This is a genomic window from Viridibacillus sp. FSL E2-0187, from assembly GCF_038006425.1.
Classification (GTDB): domain Bacteria; phylum Bacillota; class Bacilli; order Bacillales_A; family Planococcaceae; genus Viridibacillus; species Viridibacillus arvi.
Window position 1 is genome coordinate 3737735 of sequence record NZ_JBBOVG010000001.1, and the last position, 20162, is coordinate 3757896.

The following is a 20162-nucleotide window of genomic DNA, read 5'->3' on the forward strand; positions in this document are numbered from 1 at the left end:
TACACCTTTCTCGTAGAAATGCTATTAATTCTTTTCCACACGGTAATAACCTCTGCAAAATACTGAGTTCTTTGGTTTAATGACAATTAAAAATGAATTTATGATATCAGAGGAAGAAATCCATAGGTTTATCCAACTTACAAATAATAAAATTGATTTAATATTCCCTGATACATAGAATGAGACAATGGCAGGCACTACGGATAATCCAATGAGGGGCAAGCTCATAAAGATCCAAAATCTTGTTTTGGATAAGACTGCATTTGTATGTAGCCAAAAAAATATTCCGCGAAATGTTAAGCTAATATCACCTTTTTTGTTTATCACAACAATGTGAAGGGATTCATGAATGATGAAGACAAAGATACCTATTAAGATGAGAGCAAATGTATCGATAGGAACGGACCATGCATCAAAGAATAGGGACATCAGAAAAATGATAATCTGGAGCAAATAAACAAACTTCATAAAGTTCTTTCGAAACCAATCATTCTTTATGAAAGGGGTCCATTCTACCAAATCCATACTTATTTGCGGTAAATGTCGAAACCATAGTATCATAAGCGTCCACTCCCTCTTTTTGCTGATTCCAACCTTTTAAATTTCACCCCTACAATTCCCCCTATATAGAAATAATTCGTTTCTATTGTAAAAAAATCCCTTCTCTAAAAATCCTTAGCTCCAACTATGCTAGTAATTGTCCCTTACTATACTTCTCATTATCACTTATATAGAACTTCACCCTTCAATCCGATCTTTACAACAAAAGTTCATTACTGCTTATTGGACTAACTTGCCCCGTTAGTTCAATAACAAAAAATAGTTTTTATTGGTTAACATCAATATTTGCACCCCATAGTCTTTGAATATTCACCAATTCCTGTTCATTGAATTCCACTCTATAAATATCTGGTTTTGATGTACTATGTAAAAAATCCAACTCATAAGTGCTATCGAAATATCCTAACATTAAGGTCATAACTGCCCCGTGAGTACCTATCACTACTTTTTTATCTCTAAAAGTATCTAATAGTTCTTTTAAGACTTTTATAGCTCTTTTTTGACAATCAGCATTTGATTCTCCTCCATCTAAAGAGAAATTTGATTCGAAAAATGACTTCTCCAAAAGTGGAACCAATTCCTTATCAGATACTCGATTGTCTTCAGAAGAAAATATCCTCTCTTTTAAATCTTCAAACACTAAAACTTTTTGCCCTATTTGTTGAGCTAACTTTTCAACAGTTAATATTGAGCGTACGTATGGACTTGAAACAACTGCATCAACTTCTTCATCTTTCATTATGTCAGTTACTCGTTGAGCATCTAAATAACCTTTTTCGGTTAATCCTCTTGTTCTTTCATTTCCTTCTTTTGGCGACTCACCGTGTCTCACCATATAAACAAACGTACTCATAATATATTTTCCCCCAATGTGTTTCTCTTATTTTTCTTCTTATTTACAATCGATCACTTTTAGTTAATTACACTAATTAACTTCCACTATTTGTTACCAATTCCTTCTTCAACTAACTGCCCCGTTAGTTGAAGAAGTGCTATATTTTCATATATGATCTAACTTGTGTTTTTTGCTATTTTGAACGTTCTCACAAATGCTATAAGTAAATAAAGAACAACTGTATACACAAGTACACCCCACATAGAGCAGATAGCTTTTAAATCTGTACTTATTGGGGGATAACCACTGTGAGCATTAAAATGATCTTCTGCGCCTTTGTATCCAAACCATATACCAAATAACATAAATATTAGTAAAATAAGAGCAAATATAGATTTCTTATGAAAAACTATTTTAATTAAACTATCTTTAAAAACTGTTATGAAATTGATTTGCCTTTGTTCCTGATTCATTAAACTCAATCCACTTTGAAAAGGGACTAAAAAAAATACAATGAGTCCACTATAAACTAAAAGCATTACTACAATCTCTGAGTAACCCATTAAAACCTCCTATTTTAAATAACTTTTCCATCATATTAGGTTTTTTCTATTCGCTTGTCTTTCACTTGTTGAAGGGAAGCGAATTTTAAACTCCCATAAGGACTTCTTAACCATCCCATAAACTCCACTAAATCTTCTAACTTAATATATTTATAAGCATTGTTTGTTTCATCTAAGTAAGTAAAAAATGTTTTAAGAAATAACAGTATGTCTTTGGAGTATTTTCTTGTCTTATCTAAATTCTTTTAATATTTCATAATTGGCATTACTGGGAATCCTCCACCATCTACTAACATGTATCTTTTACAGTTATTTTCTAAGAGAACCTCTTGAACTTTAGACATTTACCTCCCTAAATATAGTAATAAATATTCTCTAATAATAATTTATTCTTTATATAAAAAACATATTAAACCAAATATTAAATATATAGTTAATTATTTTGTATGTACAAAAAATGGATAATTAAAGAAATTCAATGAGCTCGATTCTTTTAACTAAATGAAAGTGTTAAGAACAACAAAAAACGGCAAGCCTTTACAGGCTTACCGTTCCAGTTTTATCGATATATTCTTAAACTTTTGAGGGGGGTTTAAGAACACATTGTTGTGTTTAGCTATTCTTTGGAGAAAAGTAGCTAATAAAAATCCTTCTCTACTTGCTATGTTGTAAAGGAGGTTTTTCTTTATATGATAATGATAATCATTATCATATAAATAGTCAAGCATTTTATAGAAAATTCACTTATATTTTATACTTTGGAAATTGTTACTTTCTCTTTTCTATAAAAGTATAAATATTTATCCAATAAGTCTTTAAAATTTTATTGTATAGTAGTTTGTAAGAGGTGATTAAATGGGGACTTTATCTAAAGATCAAAGACAACAACTAAACGCATACAGTGTATATACGGACGAGCCGTCAACGATACTCTTCCGACTAGATCAATTGCATGATGATTCATTTCTTCCTGATTTTATGAACGTTTTGTATGCCATAAGTGGTGTAACGTCGGAAACAACTGCAATTTCATATTTCACAAAACGTTATGGAATGTTCATTGCTATGCAGTTTTACATGCTTAGTACATATGACGAAGTTTGGGATAGCGATGTTTCCTCAATCCATTTCGGAGCACATCAAGAATTTGGTAGAACAGCACTTTGCACATATATAAAAGAAGATGATTGGCGTGTTGTTGATGATTCAGAACGTGAAGAAGTAATTGCACATATTTTACTCACACAATGTCATGAAATCATCCAACAGTTACGCAAAATAACATCTGTTTCTCCATTAATGCTGTGGGAAAACATTTTCGGGTATATGCTTTGGCATTTTCATACCCTCCTTTCTAATCCTGGAACTGAAGATCAGGCACGTATTGATTTAGACATTTTAGAGGATGATAAAGTATGGTCTAAGTTCTTAAAGCGATCTCAGTTTGCAAAATATACTGGTGGACAACATCCATCCAAATTAGTCAATAGACCTGTTCGTAAAACATGTTGTTTCTCAAAAGACGTACCAGGATGGTTACAATGTGGCTTCTGCCCATTAAAATAAGGAATTTCTTTCCTATCTATAAGAACCCCGCAAATTAAATGGTATTTTGATTAGAATAATCATAAATTTTTCTTTACAATTTCCAAATTGAGGATTATAATGTAAACACCTAAAGTTTCCCGCAGGAAACTTTATTGTTTATACAACAATTTTGAGAGCGAGGGAAACTATGATGCAAGCTAGAGATAAGACTGTCTATAAACGTTTCCGAGGCCCTACCGCTGAGGATGTATTAAAAGGAGATGTGAAGGGTTTCAGACGCATTTTACCATTTTTAGGTCCAGCCTTTATCGCTGCAGTCGCTTATATAGATCCAGGAAATTTTGCAACGAATATTACTGCCGGCTCTGAATATGGCTATTTACTATTATGGGTAATCGCAGTTTCTAACTTAATGGCTGTTCTCATCCAATCTCTTTCTGCGAAGTTAGGGATTGCTACAGGAAAAAATTTACCGGAAGTTGCTCGTGAAAACTTTTCTAGAAAAACATCAATATTTTTATGGATACAAGCTGAACTAGTCATTATGGCAACCGATTTAGCTGAATTTATAGGCGCTGCTCTAGGGCTGTACTTAATATTCGGTATTCCAATGTTACCTGCAGCACTTATTACAGCAGCCGGTTCATTTGCTATTTTGGAATTACAACGACGTGGATATCGTGCATTTGAAGCAGGCATTTCTGGAATGGTTTTAATCGTTGTTGCAGCGTTTGCCTTTCAAACATTTATGGCAAAACCAGATGTCGGTGGTGTCATTTCAGGTATTTTCACACCACAATTTGAGGGTATAGATTCCATCTTACTTGCAACAGGTATTTTAGGAGCAACTGTTATGCCTCACGCAATTTATTTACATTCTTCACTAACACAAAGTCGTGTTATTGGCCGTACCAATGAAGAAAAACGAAAAATTTTCCATTTTGAATTAATCGATATCGTCATTGCTATGGTAATTGCAGGAGCAATTAATATGAGTATGTTAATTGTTGCAGCTGCAGTGTTCTTTACCAAAGGTATTGCTGTTGAAGATTTAGACGTTGCATTTGAAGGTTTAACACAATATATCGGACCGATGGCTGGTATTTCTTTTGGTCTCGGATTGTTGATTGCTGGTCTAGCGAGTTCTTCAGTAGGTACGATGGCTGGTGATATCGTAATGCAAGGGTTTATTCGAAGAAAAATCCCAATTTACCTACGACGAGCTATTACGATGTTACCTCCACTTGCTATTATTGCATTTGGTGTTAACGCAACTTATGCATTGGTATTAAGCCAAGTCATTTTATCATTTGGGATCGCATTTGCGCTTGTTCCCCTTATCATCTTTACAAGTAATAAAAGAATCATGGGCGAGCTCGTAAATCATAAAATCACTACAATTGTTGGCTGGATAGTTGCTGCAATCGTAATTTTCTTAAATTTATATTTACTTTATCAAATGGCATTCGGTGCATAATCATCAACCAGTTCGAGCACACTTCTATATACAAGGGAGTGTGATTAAATGGAGAGACCTGAAATTCCAGCTGATAAAAAGATTTTCGCTGATTTGCCCTATCTAGATAATCCTGATGTTGTCGATACAGATTCCATTAGCTTGTTTGATTTGCATGAAGATATGCAAACAGTTGACGCCATTCCTGTTGAAGAATTGAATGATAAAGTGAAGGATGAAGACAATCATCATGGAACAAAATCAACCTCTTCTACTAAACGGAGATACGCACGCTCGAAAGAGGATTTAGAAATGTAAGATCGAATATTTTATTAAAGTATTAAAAAGCCTTACTTAAAGTATTTATCTATACTTTAGGTAAGGCTTTTATTTTCAAAATTAATTATCTACATAAAGTGCTTGGGATATCTGGTTGAGCACCCATTTCAGTTACAACAAATGCCGCTACTTTTGAAGCGTATGTAATAGCGTCTGTAAGTAAATCGCCATGGCATAATGCTACGGCCAATGCTCCATTAAAAGAATCCCCTGCTCCTGTTGTATCAACTGCTTTTGCCATTTCAGCTGTTACGAATCCACTTTCTTCGGAAGTCATATAAAATGCCCCCTTACTCCCTAGCGTTACGACTACTGCTTGCACACCTTTTGCAAGCATAATCGAACATGCCTTTTGCAAGTTATCTTCTGAATCTGCTGAAATTCCTGTTAACAATTCAAGTTCTGTTTCATTAGGTGTTAATATTGATACTTTCTGTAACAGTGAATCTGGAATACCACGTGCAGGTGCTGGATTTAAAATGATTTTCACTCCATTTGCATATGCAAGTTCTGCAGCCTTTTCTACTGCTTCAATAGGTATCTCCAACTGTAATAACAATATATCACTTGTTTCAAAAGCAGCTTCCGATTCTTGGATTTGCTCAGGTGTTACAAGAAAATTGGCTCCTGGGAATAGAACAATTGAATTTTCGCCAACATCAGAAAGCTGAATAATTGCTTGGCCAGTTACGCCTTTAGAAGAAATTGCTTCAGTTTTAACGCCTTTTCTCTCCATATTCTCTTTCGCACGAATGCCATGGTCATCGGCTCCAACGCTCCCGATAAATTGAACGTCTGCACCTAGCTGTCCTGCAGTGACTGCCTGGTTAGCTCCTTTTCCTCCAAAATACAGATCATGTTTCGTACTGTGTATAGTTTCACCTTCTTTAACTATATGAGGTACTTCATATACAAGGTCAATATTAATACTACCTGCTACTATAATATTTTTAGTTTCCATTTAACTTACTCCTTTATGGCTTAACTTTTTCGGAAATAGCAGCTAGAAGCTGGGCCTGCGTAGTTATACCATCCGATAGGGATAATAATTTAGCCATTTTTGTTACGGCAGGAGGCTTTAACATACTCATTTCTAGAACTTCATGGTTATAAAAAATTTGATCTACATTATCGTCTACAACTATTTTACGATTCGCCATAACAACAATTCTATCAAAATATTCAGTTACAAACTCCATATCATGTGTAATTGTAATAACCGTTTTCCGCTTTTCTTCAAGTACTTTTAAAATGTGTACCAAACGTTCTAAACCAACCTTATCTTGACCTGCAGTGGGCTCATCTAAAATAATAACATCTGAATCCATTGCTAAAACAGATGCAATTGTTACAAACTTGCGGATAGAATAAGGTAAATTATATGGGTTCTCATCATTATAATTTTTTACACCGCATAAATCCATCGCCCAATTCGTTAGTTTGTCTACTCGCTCTTCATTAAAACCCATATTTTTAGGCCCAAAACGTACTTCAGATTCTATATTATTATGAAAAATTTGATCATCAGGATTTTGAAAAACATAACCTACTTTTCTAGAAATTTGCGCTGTTGTGTATTCTTTTGTGTCCATATCACCAACTAATATATTTCCTTTTGTTGGCTTTAATAATCCATTCATTAATTTAACTGCTGTCGTTTTACCTGCGCCATTTTGTCCAATAATAGCAATACGCTCTCTACTTGAGATAGATAAACAGAAATCCTCTAAAGCTAGTGTTCCATCTGGATAAGAATAACTTATATTTTGCATTTTTAAATTAGTCATTATTCTCCTCCCATTCCATCTCTAAAGCTTTCGGTAGTTCTTCATTTCGAATGGGAATAAATTTTAGTGGAACTCCTATTTCTATAAGATTTAAAGCCACTTCAGCAACATGTGGGTATTGAATATTAAATGTTGAATACTTGGGATCTGAAAAAACCTCTCTTACAGGACCCTGCATAACAAGTGCACCTTCATGGAGTACTAAAATATTATCGGCATACTCTGCTATTAAATCCATTTTGTGTTCAACAAGTAATACCGTTTTCCCTCGTTCCTTCATTAAACGAATAACATCAAATATAGCTTCAGTTCCTATGGGATCTAACTGAGATGTCGGTTCATCGATTACTAAAATATCTGGATTCATTACAATAATTGCGGCTAACGCAACACGTTGCCTTTGTCCACCAGATAATTCAAATGGATTTTTATCTCTTAAATGCTCAATATTCACTAGTTTTAATACATCTTCAACTCTTTGTATTATCTCATCTACTGGTACGCCTAAGTTTTCTAAGCCATATGCAACTTCATTAAAAACAGAATCTTTCACACCAGAAATTTGACTGAAAGGATTTTGAAAAACATAGCCAATTTTCTCACCTAGTTGTCCAAGTTGATAATCTACAATTTGCTTACCATCTACAATAACTTCACCTGCTAATTCACCTTTATAAAAATGTGGAACAAAACCACGTATCGCATTGCACAGTGTTGTTTTTCCAGCTCCATTATTTCCGACAATTGCTGTAAACGCCCCTTTTTGGATTGAGAATGTAATATTTTTCAAACAAAAATCATCGCTAACAGGGTAACGATAAGACATATTTTTTATTTCAATGATATTTTTCATAAGAATAACCTCCAAATAATAAGACTGATCATCAAAATAAGTAATACAATCGGTATTGTCCTATCAGAGCTACTTTTCTTTAACTTATGTAAGCTCGTTTTTTTAGTCGGGGCAGAAAATGCACGTGATTCAAGCGTGATAGCACGTTCCTCTGTACTTGCAATAGAAGATAAAATCAGAGGCGTTAGTATTGGTATAAATGCCTTTGCACGTATCAAAAGTGAGCCTTCTGTTTCCACTCCTCGAGTTTTTTGCGCTTCCATAATAGTATGTGCTTGACGTCGCATTTCAGGTATTATTTGTAACGTTGATAATACAATATACGCACCCATTGGTGGCATACCCAAATCCTCCAACGCTTTTACGAAATCACGTATTTCTGTAATTCTGAAAAAAAGTATGAAAGCTGAACCCATTGCTAACACGCGTGAAGTTAGTACAAGTCCGTACTGCAATCCTTCTTTAGTGACCTCAAAGATCCACCATTCACCTATAACTTGATCTCCTGGATAGAAAAAAAGTTGCATTAGAAAAACGATCCCCAATAACAACACTAATGCTTTCACAACAATATCTAAATATTGTTTGCCTACTCCCGCAATGATAGCTATCACAAGTAATATAGGAAACCATGTAAACGCAAATATATAACTAGGTATAATAATTACTGAGATTGTTACAAATAAAGCAAAGTACAATTTTGTCAGTGGATGTAAATTTAAAATTGGATTTAGTTTCATTATTGGCATCTCCTTAAAAATATGTCTTAAAATCTAAATCGTAGAGGAAAAAGCCCTTTCCTTTCCATTGAGAAACTAACAACGAAAATAGAAAGAGCTTAATAGTATTAACGTTGTTTACGTTTCATGTAAAGTTCTCCATAATTCATTTTGGATAAATAACGATCTGACATACTTTTAATAATGAAGTATACAATTAATACTGAGACTACTTTATCAGCTACTTCAGTAATAAATGAAGAAGAGAATACTGCTGTCCATAATTCTTGGCCTGCTGCTAAAAATGTCGCTGTAATAATTGCCGATGTATTACCAGTAGCGCCACCAAAAACCAAAACGGTTATTGGTGCAGATACAATGACAGCAATAAATGTGATAATAATACCTGAAATAATCACTTTACCAATTTGTTTGAACATACCAAACTTAGATAAATAACCTGCACCAAGCCCTATCGCTATTGACGTTAATGCATACGGTAAATAAATAGGATTAAAAATTGCATTAATTAAATTTGTAATAAGTCCTGCTAAAAGAGCCACCCAAGGTCCTGCCACTACACCAATTAAAATTGTGCCAATGGTATCTAAAAAGATAGGTAATTTTAATACATTGGCAACCTGGAACCCTACTAAGTTAACCGCAACACCTATTGGAATTAAAAGCATTGCTAACATATTAAAATCATCTTTAAAGCTACGTTTCATCTTGTCATCCTCCTTCGACTATTTTTCATCCTCAAAGTAACCATTCAATAAGTGAATCTTCAAATACCAATCGTATTGTTTTCACATAGCAGTCAACTCCCTCGATGATTCTGATTATCATACATATAAACACACACGACAGTCGTGTAAGCGAATACATTTTTTATTTCCTTTCTTCATATAAAAACCATTATTAATCGCATTGTCTCCTCCTACTTCATCTAATGATGGAAACATGTTTTTGGTGACATTAAACTCAATCTAAACTCTTAAATATGGGGATACAATGCTATTTTTCAATCACTGTTTTACTTAATATATTTATGAGTGCTAATAAATACTACTATTAAAAACAAAAAAACTATTTGATATCTAAATAGATATCAAATAGTTTTTAAATACTTCTTCTTAAGCTAGTTGTTTACCAATCGTATTCACTGCATTAAAGAATAATTCGATAAATCCTTCTCGATTAACTGTATGTAGTACTTTAACATTAGGAGCTTTACCTGTTTTACCTACATAATCAACAATTGTTGAACCTGCTGTTAAACGGCCTTCTAACTCTACTTCTACAAAATAATCTCCACCTTGAAATAGCTCTGGTGCAACAAGATAAGCAACTGCACAAACATCATGTACACGAATTTGGTTCTCGAAATTTGGAGCGTGGAATGGTGTTTGTGATTGTGTAAATGTATAAAATTTCATCATCTCGGCAACTTTTTCAGCAAATGCGGTTCCTGACTTGCTTAATCGTTCCATTTCATCAAGGGTAATATAGGCTTTATGCGTTACATCTAAGCCACTCATAACAATCGGTAAACCTGAACGGAAAACTAATTCTACCGCATGTGGATCAACATAAGCATTAAATTCAGCAGTTGTTGACATATTACCACCTACTGCTGCTCCACCCATCCATGAAATCATATTAATTTTCGGTTTTACTTCTGGGTGTGCTAATAATAACGCTGCTACATTTGTTAATGGGCCAGTTGCTACAATAATCACAGGCTCATCACTAGCTAAAAGCGTTTCACGCATTGCATTAACAGCTGATCGTTCACTCGTTTGTAAAGTTGGTTCAGCCCATTTCACATTGCCTAATCCACCTTCACCATGAACCTCTTCAGCCACTTCTAATGTACGGAACATAGGAGCATCGAGACCTCTAGCAACTTCAACATCTTGTTTAATATACGTTAAGAAACTAAGTGCATTATACGTTGTTTTATCTTGCGATACGTTTCCAGCTTCAGTTGTTACTAAACGGATATCTAACTCAGGTCTTGCAAAAGCAAGTGTTAGCATCATTGTGTCGTCAATACCAGGATCACAGTCTAATATTACAGGGATCTTATTCAATAGATTCACTCCTCAATACAATTACTACTATTTTTTAAATAGCACTATATTTACTTCAATAAGTATTGTAACCTTTTTTGAAGCTTGTATCACCAACATCTTATGTTCTTGTTTTTAATTATCTATTTATTTATATTAAAGGCCACCTTCCTTATCGAAAGTGGCTCATACTCATTTCATTCTTTTATACTCTACAAACCATTCCTCATTTTCTAGGAACATTTGTACACCAAGCCAGCCTTCTTTTAATAGACGTTGCTGCATTGTGGTATCACTCATTAGAACTTTACAAGATTCACTAAATGATAAAACCTCTTCAGTTGTTTTTTTAAAAAATACATAACGAAGCTTACGACCATACTTTAATTTTAAAGCAGCAACCATCATACCTTGTGAAAATTTATCTTTTAAGCTTGGGATATTGAACGGCTTTACTGTGGCACAAATATAATCAAAACGTTCCACATCTACTTGCTCCATAATAACTTTAGCCAATGTCTTTTGAAGACCAAAGCCACGATAATCAGGCGAAACATTTGAAATTTCTTGGTATAAAACACGTGATAATTGAGATTCTTCAACTCCACAATCACGTCCAAGATGCTCATCATCAATTTCAGGCTCAAGAAGTGCACGGAATGCAATTAGCTCTTCTCTTACAAATGCTCCAATCATTAAGCCGTTGCCATGAAGAATATATTCAAATTCCTCTTGTGATAGAGGCTGTAACACGGATTGATCTGGTAATGCATTATAAACAATAGTTTGTAACTGTTGTATGATTGGTAAATGTTCCATTGCTAATAAGCGTATATCAAATGGTATTTCACCTAAATGACCTTTATATAAACTGTTCATCCAAGTCCTCCTCAAACTGTTATTTCACTACATGCGAGTAGTGGCAAAGTTCTTGTAGGACAGCCTCGTCTACATCAATGCCTAATCCTGGACGCTCATTTAAACAAATAAATGGTACATCATATTTTAAGTTACCCACATCTTTTGAGAATTTTAATGGTCCTGTTAACTCGACACTTGTCATAATTTTTTTGGAGAATGCAACATGGAATCCAGCCGCAGAACCGACTGATGATTCTACCATCGATCCGATTTGGCATTCAATTCCTGCCATTTCAGCCATTGTTGCTAATTTCATCGCTGGGTATATACCCCCGCATTTCATCAATTTAATATTGACCTTATCAGCAGCACGTTTAGCAATAATTTCACGCATTTCTTTTACACCATGTAAACCTTCATCAATCATTAAAGGAATGTCTGTTTTAGATTTTATTTCTACCATCGCATCAATGTCGTCTGCAACAACAGGTTGCTCTAACCAATCTAAATCAACGTCACGTAATGCTCTTAACCCGCGTAAAGTTGTAGCACTATTTTCCCATCCTTGATTAACATCTACTCGGATTGCGATATCAAAGCCTATACGCTCACGTACTGCTTGAATACGTTCTACGTCCTTCATGACTTCTGTTCCAACTTTCATTTTGAATGAGCGGTAGCCTTGTCTCACACGTTCTTCTGCTTCATTTGCCATTTTTTCAGGTGTACCAATGCTTAGTACATGTGTTATTGGGAACTTCTCATGATAACGGCCACCAATTAGTTGGTAGACTGGTACATCTAATTTTTTCCCTGCTATATCGAAACAAGCAATATCAATTGCCGCTTTTGCTGCAGGTACTTGATAAACTGCCTTATCCATTAATGCGTGAATCTTTTCGAATGCCATTGGATCTTGACCAATCATCAATGGTGCCAGTTGGTTTTTCAATACAGCATAGGTACTTTCCCAAGTCTCTCCTGTTACATGTTCATCAGGGACAGACTCACCGTAACCTACAATTCCTTCATCTGTAGTCATTTTCACGATTATAGAGGGCATTGATGGATATGTGTCATAGCTAATAATGAATGGTTCAATTAAAGGTAGTTCGATAGCAAAAATTTCAATTTCAGTAATTTTCATTTATATTCACTCTTTTCTTTTTATATACGAGCTGTTATAGTTGTCGTTAAATAGTCGCTAATTAGTAAAAAAATATAACAAAGGAGTCATATTATATGTCAACAAAAATTGCAGTCATTTGTTCGAAAGCATTTATGAATCGTCTCAATATTATCTCACATGAAGTACCACATATACAATTAGATTTTTATATTTACAATTCACCAGAAGAAACACCTAACTTAATGAAACAAGTAAAACCTTGTGATGTTCTACTGTTGGCAGGTACATTGCCTTATTTGTATGCTAAACACTTATTACGTCAATGGCCGATACCTTGGACATATATAAAACAAGATGAAACGATGATATCAGCAACTATTCTTTCTGCAATCGCAAAACATAATGTCACAATTGACCGCCTATCTATTGATGTAATGAGTTCTACCTTTATACAAAATGTCTTACAAGATATCCAGTATGAAGGTACATTACCATACATGCAAGAAATTGAAATATCGACTCCAACTAAGCAATTACTTACAAATCATATTGCACTTTGGGAGTCAAAGCAAATTGACTTAGTCATAACTAGTATCCATGCTATTTATGATGAATTAACGGCATTGGGTATACCTGTCATACGTATGCTTGATCCAAAAAGTTCAATTATCCGTCGTCTAAATGAATCTATATCTTTATCACAATTAACAAAGTTTGAATCAGCAAAAGCAGTTGCCGGAATTATAGAATTCCATAAAACTACACATAATCCATTACAAACGGTAGAACAATTAGCTACTATCATCCATGCTTCTTATCAACAAGTAGACACATGCCGGTTTGAATTATTTACGACGTATGGACATTTGCAAAATGCACTTACTCAAAACAAACTTGAGTCTTTCTTTACTGTTTCAGAAAAGTCGGCTAAGCTCGTCTTTGGTTATGGTGAATCTATACTAGAAGCTCAAAGGAATGCACAACAAGCTTTAAAATATGCTTTACCTAATGCTATTTATATCTTAACTGAAAATAAAGAATTACAAGGACCATTTCCAAATACCACCACAACATTATCATTACAAGCGAAAGACCCTTATATTGTCCTTATGGCTAAGGAAACAAAACTTAGCCCACTCAACATCTCTAAAATTATGGCCTTTAGTAAATCGAGACAATCGTTACAATTTACAGCTCATGATTTATCCGAGCATTTACAAGTAACACGGCGAACAACAGAGCGTATTCTAAAAAAACTTGTTGAACATAATTACGCTAAAATTGTTGGAGAAGAGATGACATATCAACAAGGTCGACCACGCAGTTTATATGAGCTGAATTTCTCCACATATCATTAAAAAAGCCTTCTAGAAAACATAAATTCTAGAAGGCTTTTGCCTATTAATCTAGTGCAGGTACACTATTTAAATCTTCTTTCTCTTTTAACTTCGCTTCATTACTCTTTATTAATGCCTGCTCTTCCGGCGTTAATTTAACGATAGAAAAACCTATATATCCATAAATAATGGAAAGAATGGGTACAGTAAAGTTCAATATCGCATATGGCGCATATTCAAAAGCACTTACACCTAATGTCGCTAATATAAATACACCACACGTATTCCATGGGAAAAACACAGAAGTTAGTGTACCACCATCCTCTAAAGTACGTGATAAGTTTTTAGAGTGCAGTCCTCTGTCTTTATAAACATTAACGAACATACGTGAAGGTACAACGATAGATATGTATTGCTCAGAACAAGTTGCATTTGTTGTAATACAAGAGGCAATTGTTGCAGCAACTAAGCTACCTGTTGATTTTGCTGCTTTCACAATAATATTCATCATTGATTGAAGCATACCAGAATACTCCAATATACCTCCGAAAGTCATCGCAACAAGAGTCATTGATACAGTAAACATCATCGAATCTAGCCCACCACGATTAAACAATTCATAGACCATTTCATTGTCAGTTTCTAGTTTAAATCCTTCTTGCAAAGCATTCAATGCATTTGCTGGTGCACCGCCTTGCACTAAAATTTGAGCCATAAAACCTAGTAAAATCCCAACAATTAAAGCAGGGATAGCAGGAACTTTTTTCGCTACCAATACTATTACAATAACCGGTACTAATAGTAACCAAGGAGTAATAACAAAGCTTTCTTGTAAAACACTTAATGTTCCTTCAATTTTTTCGATATCCATAGAAGAAGATGAAAACTGTCGACCAAGTATACCAAATACAACTAACGAAATAAGTAACGCAGGAATTGTTGTATAAAACATATGCTTAATATGATCAAACAAATTTGTATCTGTTAAACCCGCAGCTAAATTCGTAGTATCAGAAAGTGGCGACATTTTGTCACCAAAATAAGAACCAGAAATAACAGCCCCTGCAATCATCGCAGCAGGAATCCCCATACTTAAGCCAATCCCCATTCCAGCTACGCCAATTGTAGCCATTGTAGACCATGAACTTCCGATAGCTAGTGACACAATTGAACAAATAAGCAAAATCGTTACTAAAAACCATGCTGGTGAAATAATTTTCAAACCGTAGAAAATCATTGTCGCTACAACTCCGCCACCGATCCACGCGCCAATAGTTAGCCCAACTAACATAATTATCACAATTGCTGGTAATGCAAGACGTATCCCCTTATACATCATGCCTTCAATCTCTGTCCATTTATAGCCATGCTTCCAAGCAACAATCGCTGCTACAATCGTCCCCACAATTAATGGCACATGTGGACTTTGACCAAATTTCACGACTGATACAAACATTGTGATAATCATAATCAAAAATGTTAAACCAGCCCATCCTGCACTAATCTCCTTTTTCATTTCTCACAACCCCTTTGCGAAAATATAAACATTTTAGAATAGTCTATAAATACTCACTATTATAATAATAGTAATAGCCACTTCTTTTTGAGTCAAACCTTTTTTGAAAACGCTATCAATTTTGGTGCGTCAACAAGCAAAATTCAACAAACTGATATTACTAAAAAATAAAAAACCTATGCAAAGATTTTCTTCGCATAGGTTCTTATATTATTTCACTAGAGTTTTTGAAAGTACTTTCGCTAATACTTTAGCAGCATCTAGTAAAGCTTCTTTTTCAAAAGTCATTTTTGGATGATGTAAACCTGGAGCTAAATTGGCGCCAATACCGATCATTGTCGCTTTTAATTCTGGTTTTAATACTGTGTAGAAGTGGAAATCATCACTACCTGGTGTTACAACTGCTGGTGCTAAATGCTCTTTACCTAACACTTCAACAATCGCCTCTTCCGCCATTTTTGCAGCATCTGAAGATACTTCTGCGCCTGGTGTTAAATCCACCCACCTCCATTGAATATCCATTTTAAATTGTTGCTTGATTCCTTCTAAGCCATGTTCAACCTTAGATTGCATCTCTTTTAATACAACGTTTTTCTGTGCGCGTACATCCATAGTAAAGCTTGCTCCACCTGGAATAATATTGATACTCCCGCCATCTGCTACAATTTTCGTTAATTTCACTGAATGTGGTTCAAATGGAGATATATAAATATTCTTCGCCATTTGTTGTATAGCTACTACAACATCAATAGCATTTTGCCCTTGATGTGGTCGTGCGCCATGGGCATCTGTTCCATGGATACTGCCCTCTAAAAATACTGCAGCTCCATGGTGGATAGCTGGAGATACTTGCCCTAATTTAAGTTCCTCAACAGGACGTAAATGCACACCAAATAAATGGGTTACATCCTCAACTGCCCCTCTTTCAAAGGCAGCAACAGCCCCATTCCCCTTTTCTTCAGCCGGTTGGAAGATAAAACGAATACGATGATTTAACTCTTGATCTTTTAAATGTAATAGCGCACCCAACACCATCGATATATTGGCATCATGACCACATGAATGGTTTGCACGCCATTCACCATCAACCTCTTGCCACAAAGCATCTATATCGGCACGTACTGCTACTACATCTTCACCTTCACCAATTTCTGCTAGTAAACCTGGTACATCACCAAGTAGTCTATAAGAAATGTTTAATTCATCTAATATAGACGCAATTTTCTTTGTTGTTTCATGTTCTTCCCAGCTAATTTCAGGATTTGCATGAAAATACTCAAACCAATTTACTATTTGTTCATCAATTGTCATGTTTAACACCCCATCTGAATCACATCATACTGCAAAAATAAATAGATTTCCATCTAAGCATTTCTGTCCTACTTTAATTTCTTGTTGATATTTTTACTAGAAAACGAATTAAAGTTCCGATGAACATACACTAAATTATGTAAATATAATCCCTTTTCATAAAAAAACAGCCCTTATACGGCTGTTCAATAGCTATAACTCGGTAAAAAAACCTTCAGGATATTGCTCACGATTATTCTCATGGCAAATTTCCTCACTTTTTTCTTCTTCTTTTTGAACTTCAAAATCCTGATCTACTAAATACGTTTCAAATCTTGATGCTTTCATTAGCATTCCCCCTTAAAAATAATTTTAGTGCTTTTAATATTACAATTTTACGTACGTTAAATCAATAGTTATAACCTAATTAATTTAAATTTTCTGTCATTTTATAAAAACGAAACAAAATCCAACATTTTACAGTATAATGAAGACAATATAATTTAACTAAAGGAGATAGTTTATGAGCCCTTTTTTAATCCCAATTTTCGCATTATTAATTCCAATTGTCGCCATCTCATCAAAAGCTTTCAACGATCGCTTGAAAATTAAACATTCTATACTAAAAGATGAAATTGAGCTCGAAAAACTGAAACAACAAAGTTTTATAGCTGAAACAGAAAAGCTTCGTTTAGAAATTGAACAAGTTCGTTCATCATCTTCACTATCCAAAGATACATTGTTAGAATTTAAGCCTATTCAACCAGACTTAAGTATAGAACCTACTCCAATCTCTTTTAAAGAAACAAAATAAAATCACGGTCGCTCTATGAGTGACCGTGATTTTTCTTTTCTCCAAAAACAAGACGCCATCCAATAACAACCGCAATTATTAATATCAGCATATATATCAACTTAGCATATGGAATCATAGCGATTAAATAATGGACTAAAGCAAATACACCAATGACAACCATTGCTACTAAAACCTTTAACGTATTATTATCTTGCGTTAGTTCATGAGAATTTGAAAAAGGATATACTTCTCCATTCAAAAGTACATATGAAAGCAATGTCATCATAATTGCAACTAATAAAATAATAAGTAAATCCGGAATTATTGCCCATGAGAACATGGCAATGAACACAATGCTTAGCAGAGCAAAAGTCGGGAAGAACAACTTCACAATTGCTGCTTTGAGTGTACTACTATAAAACATTTTCGAATTGCTAATCGGTGTTGCTCTAAAAATCCAGTTACCTTTATATGACCCTGAAAACTTCAATAAATGAACAACCGTCGGAATCATGAGCGCACTAAAATACAAAGGATATACATTTTCATTTGCCATAGCTTCTTTTAAAGAATCGATTCGTACTTCATTAAAAAACATCACAAATGGAATAACTATGGCAAAGCCTATTTGTGGATATGCCTTCAACTTAAATTCTCGTTCCTGCCGAATCATTAATGAAGCAAATCGATAAAATGTACGCTCCTGATCGTTACGGCATAAGATTTTCGAAGTCCAATTTTCAAAGAAATGTGACTTACCTTTAGTACGTACCGTATCACTCATTAGTTTTGATAAGCTTCTCTCAAATGTTGGCATCAACTTAATATATAACCTCAGCATCAGTAAGGGAATAACAATACCACATGCCATTAATATAAGCATATTTATCGAGTAATCTTGGTTTAACAATACTTCAAAAAAGGCACTATACCAAAGGGGTGGTAAAAAAACGTGCCACCACGTAAACGTATACTGTAAATTCATTTGAGTTAATTCAAATGAATTCGCCATTACTTGATAGCTAACCATAACTGCAATTGCTAAAAATATTTGAACATAATTGATAAGATCCTTCAGTTTTTCACCACTAAAGTAACGTAGAATAAATAAATATGTGAAAGCAGTGATGACAACGACAAAACAACTAACAAAAACAATACTAACTATGAAAATGAGTCCGTAAAAAATGCCAAATCGATATATCCCAACAGCAAGTGGAACAATGACAAATGCACCTTCCAGCAATACTAAATAAATTACAATATGCATTAATTTAGCCGCATTCAGTGTACGATTACTAACCGGTTTTGGCTGTAATATATTTTTGTCACGTACATCTAACAATACTGCTGAGAAATCAGACACCATCGTCGTAATTGTAATGAACATTAACACAGTAAATAAAATGCTCGACGCGAACATATATTGATTCCCCAAAAATAGAAAAGGCGTTAACAATAAGAGTCCGTAAAAAAGATATAGCCAGAGGGATTTAATAAATTGATTGCCTTCTTTTTTCTGCTTTTGTCCATTGAAAATAGCCGGTATTCGACGACTATCCATGGTTAGTTTTAATTGAATAAGTTTCCTCATAATTGGAAAATCGATATCAAATTTCTCAAAAATCCACCGGAACGCATCGAGTACTCTTAACGACTTAAAATCATTCATGTACTCGACCTTCTTTCACAATCTCAACAAAACGCTCGGCAATCTCCACCTGTTGATTAAACCCTGTCATCTGATTGAATATTTCCTCTAGTGTCCCCTCCTTACCTTGCTGTTGTAACTCTTCGAAACTACCATCTGCTACTACTAAACCATTAACTAAAAGCACAATTCGGTCACTAATCTTCTCAACAACTTCCATGATATGAGAAGAATAAAAAACAGTCTTCCCCTCATCAGCAAGCTTTGCTAAAATCTCCTTCACAACGAGGACACTATTTGCGTCTAACCCACTTAAAGGCTCATCAAAAAACAATAAATCTGGATTATGCAATACGCTAGAAATGATTAGCACCTTCTGACGCATTCCCTTTGAAAAAGATGTTAAGCGTTGATGAAAAGCATGCTCTAACCCAAACTGAAACATCAATTGATACGCTTTTCTCTCAGCTTCTTCACGTCCTAAACCATACATTTCTCCGGTAAAGGTCAAATACTCTGCGGCTGTTAAATGATCATATAGCTCTGCTGTTTCAGGCACATAGCCAATCCTTTTTTTATATGTATAATCCCCATCAGCAATATCCTTACCGAAAATTTCAATTTTCCCTGAATAGCCTTCAATTAACCCAAGCATCAATTTTACCGTGGTGCTTTTACCTGCTCCATTCGGTCCTATATAACCAATAATTTGTCCCTTGCCTACTTCTAGATTAATACCATTTAAGACTTGTTTATTACCAAAAGACATCTCAACGTTTTGTAATCGTAAAATGGGTTCACCTATCAACAAAACCACTCCTTTATAAGAATTTTCTTTTTTCTTTG

The 20162-nt window shown here is 34.5% G+C and carries 21 protein-coding genes; 5 read left to right on the plus strand and 16 right to left on the minus strand.

What is annotated here, in order from left to right; all coding sequences use genetic code 11:
* Positions 1-24: 24 nt before the first annotated feature.
* From MHH85_RS18120 to MHH85_RS18130, 3 genes are all read right to left on the minus strand, one after another.
* Positions 25-561 carry a DUF3267 domain-containing protein gene (locus MHH85_RS18120; RefSeq protein ID WP_340707966.1) on the minus strand — a complete coding sequence of 179 codons (537 nt, stop codon included), beginning with the start codon at positions 559-561 and terminating at the stop codon, positions 25-27.
* Between the two features lie 265 nt (positions 562-826).
* A complete protein-coding gene (locus tag MHH85_RS18125) occupies positions 827-1414 on the minus strand; it encodes a histidine phosphatase family protein (protein WP_340707967.1) in 588 nt (195 codons plus the stop codon).
* Between the two features lie 158 nt (positions 1415-1572).
* Positions 1573-1959: a hypothetical protein gene (locus MHH85_RS18130; protein ID WP_340707968.1), complete on the minus strand. Its 387-nt coding sequence runs from the start codon at positions 1957-1959 to the stop codon at positions 1573-1575.
* 855 nt (positions 1960-2814) lie between these two features.
* Here MHH85_RS18130 and MHH85_RS18135 point away from each other — a divergent pair.
* The 3 genes from MHH85_RS18135 (at position 2815) to MHH85_RS18145 (ending at position 5281) form a co-directional block, all read left to right on the plus strand.
* Positions 2815-3525, plus strand: coding sequence for a Fe-S oxidoreductase (locus MHH85_RS18135; RefSeq protein ID WP_193738194.1), 711 nt, complete (start codon positions 2815-2817; stop codon positions 3523-3525).
* Between the two features lie 172 nt (positions 3526-3697).
* Positions 3698-4984 carry an Nramp family divalent metal transporter gene (locus MHH85_RS18140; RefSeq protein WP_445684130.1) on the plus strand — a complete coding sequence of 429 codons (1287 nt, stop codon included), beginning with the start codon at positions 3698-3700 and terminating at the stop codon, positions 4982-4984.
* A gap of 48 nt (positions 4985-5032) precedes the next feature.
* Positions 5033-5281, plus strand: a complete 249-nt coding sequence (locus MHH85_RS18145) for a hypothetical protein (RefSeq protein ID WP_340707970.1) — start codon at positions 5033-5035, stop codon at positions 5279-5281.
* Between the two features lie 85 nt (positions 5282-5366).
* Here MHH85_RS18145 and rbsK read toward each other — a convergent pair whose 3' ends face one another.
* From rbsK to MHH85_RS18185, 8 genes are all read right to left on the minus strand, one after another.
* Complete coding sequence (gene rbsK / locus MHH85_RS18150; RefSeq protein ID WP_340707971.1) at positions 5367-6263, minus strand: ribokinase; 897 nt, start codon at positions 6261-6263, stop codon at positions 5367-5369.
* 13 nt (positions 6264-6276) lie between these two features.
* Complete coding sequence (locus tag MHH85_RS18155; RefSeq protein WP_340707972.1) at positions 6277-7089, minus strand: energy-coupling factor ABC transporter ATP-binding protein; 813 nt, start codon at positions 7087-7089, stop codon at positions 6277-6279.
* Positions 7082-7942: an energy-coupling factor ABC transporter ATP-binding protein gene (locus MHH85_RS18160; protein ID WP_340707973.1), complete on the minus strand. Its 861-nt coding sequence runs from the start codon at positions 7940-7942 to the stop codon at positions 7082-7084. Before MHH85_RS18160 ends, MHH85_RS18155 begins: the two co-directional genes overlap by 8 nt.
* Positions 7939-8682: an energy-coupling factor transporter transmembrane component T gene (locus tag MHH85_RS18165; protein WP_340707974.1), complete on the minus strand. Its 744-nt coding sequence runs from the start codon at positions 8680-8682 to the stop codon at positions 7939-7941. The genes MHH85_RS18160 and MHH85_RS18165 overlap by 4 nt, the downstream gene beginning before the upstream one ends.
* Before the next feature lie 107 nt (positions 8683-8789).
* Positions 8790-9389: an ECF transporter S component gene (locus tag MHH85_RS18170; protein WP_340707975.1), complete on the minus strand. Its 600-nt coding sequence runs from the start codon at positions 9387-9389 to the stop codon at positions 8790-8792.
* Between the two features lie 408 nt (positions 9390-9797).
* Positions 9798-10757: a nucleoside hydrolase gene (locus MHH85_RS18175; protein ID WP_340707976.1), complete on the minus strand. Its 960-nt coding sequence runs from the start codon at positions 10755-10757 to the stop codon at positions 9798-9800.
* 171 nt (positions 10758-10928) lie between these two features.
* Positions 10929-11615 carry a GNAT family N-acetyltransferase gene (locus MHH85_RS18180; RefSeq protein WP_340707977.1) on the minus strand — a complete coding sequence of 229 codons (687 nt, stop codon included), beginning with the start codon at positions 11613-11615 and terminating at the stop codon, positions 10929-10931.
* A gap of 19 nt (positions 11616-11634) precedes the next feature.
* Positions 11635-12744, minus strand: a complete 1110-nt coding sequence (locus MHH85_RS18185; RefSeq protein WP_340707978.1) for a mandelate racemase/muconate lactonizing enzyme family protein — start codon at positions 12742-12744, stop codon at positions 11635-11637.
* 95 nt (positions 12745-12839) lie between these two features.
* On the opposite strand from MHH85_RS18185, the gene MHH85_RS18190 reads away from it, so the two are divergent.
* Complete coding sequence (locus tag MHH85_RS18190) at positions 12840-14084, plus strand: hypothetical protein (RefSeq protein ID WP_340707979.1); 1245 nt, start codon at positions 12840-12842, stop codon at positions 14082-14084.
* 43 nt (positions 14085-14127) lie between these two features.
* On the opposite strand, the gene nhaC is transcribed toward MHH85_RS18190, so the two are convergent.
* The 3 genes from nhaC to MHH85_RS18205 all read right to left on the minus strand — a co-directional run bounded on the left by nhaC (position 14128) and on the right by MHH85_RS18205 (position 17217).
* Positions 14128-15579: a Na+/H+ antiporter NhaC gene (gene nhaC / locus MHH85_RS18195; protein ID WP_340707980.1), complete on the minus strand. Its 1452-nt coding sequence runs from the start codon at positions 15577-15579 to the stop codon at positions 14128-14130.
* 210 nt (positions 15580-15789) lie between these two features.
* The gene (locus MHH85_RS18200) at positions 15790-16890 is read right to left on the minus strand and encodes an amidohydrolase (RefSeq protein WP_340707981.1); all 1101 of its coding nucleotides are present in this window, start codon (positions 16888-16890) and stop codon (positions 15790-15792) included.
* Between the two features lie 192 nt (positions 16891-17082).
* The gene (locus MHH85_RS18205) at positions 17083-17217 is read right to left on the minus strand and encodes a hypothetical protein (RefSeq protein ID WP_340707982.1); all 135 of its coding nucleotides are present in this window, start codon (positions 17215-17217) and stop codon (positions 17083-17085) included.
* A gap of 175 nt (positions 17218-17392) precedes the next feature.
* Between MHH85_RS18205 and MHH85_RS18210 the strand changes: the two genes are divergently transcribed.
* Positions 17393-17683 (plus strand): hypothetical protein, encoded by a 291-nt coding sequence (locus MHH85_RS18210; RefSeq protein WP_340707983.1) that lies wholly within the window; start codon positions 17393-17395, stop codon positions 17681-17683.
* Between the two features lie 13 nt (positions 17684-17696).
* Here MHH85_RS18210 and MHH85_RS18215 read toward each other — a convergent pair whose 3' ends face one another.
* Both MHH85_RS18215 and MHH85_RS18220 read right to left on the minus strand, forming a co-directional pair.
* On the minus strand, positions 17697-19337 hold the full coding sequence (locus MHH85_RS18215; RefSeq protein ID WP_340707984.1) for a hypothetical protein: 1641 nt from the start codon (positions 19335-19337) through the stop codon (positions 17697-17699).
* Entirely contained in the window at positions 19330-20085 is a 756-nt protein-coding gene (locus tag MHH85_RS18220) for an ABC transporter ATP-binding protein (RefSeq protein WP_193741129.1), read from the minus strand. Before MHH85_RS18220 ends, MHH85_RS18215 begins: the two co-directional genes overlap by 8 nt.
* Positions 20086-20162: the final 77 nt, after the last annotated feature.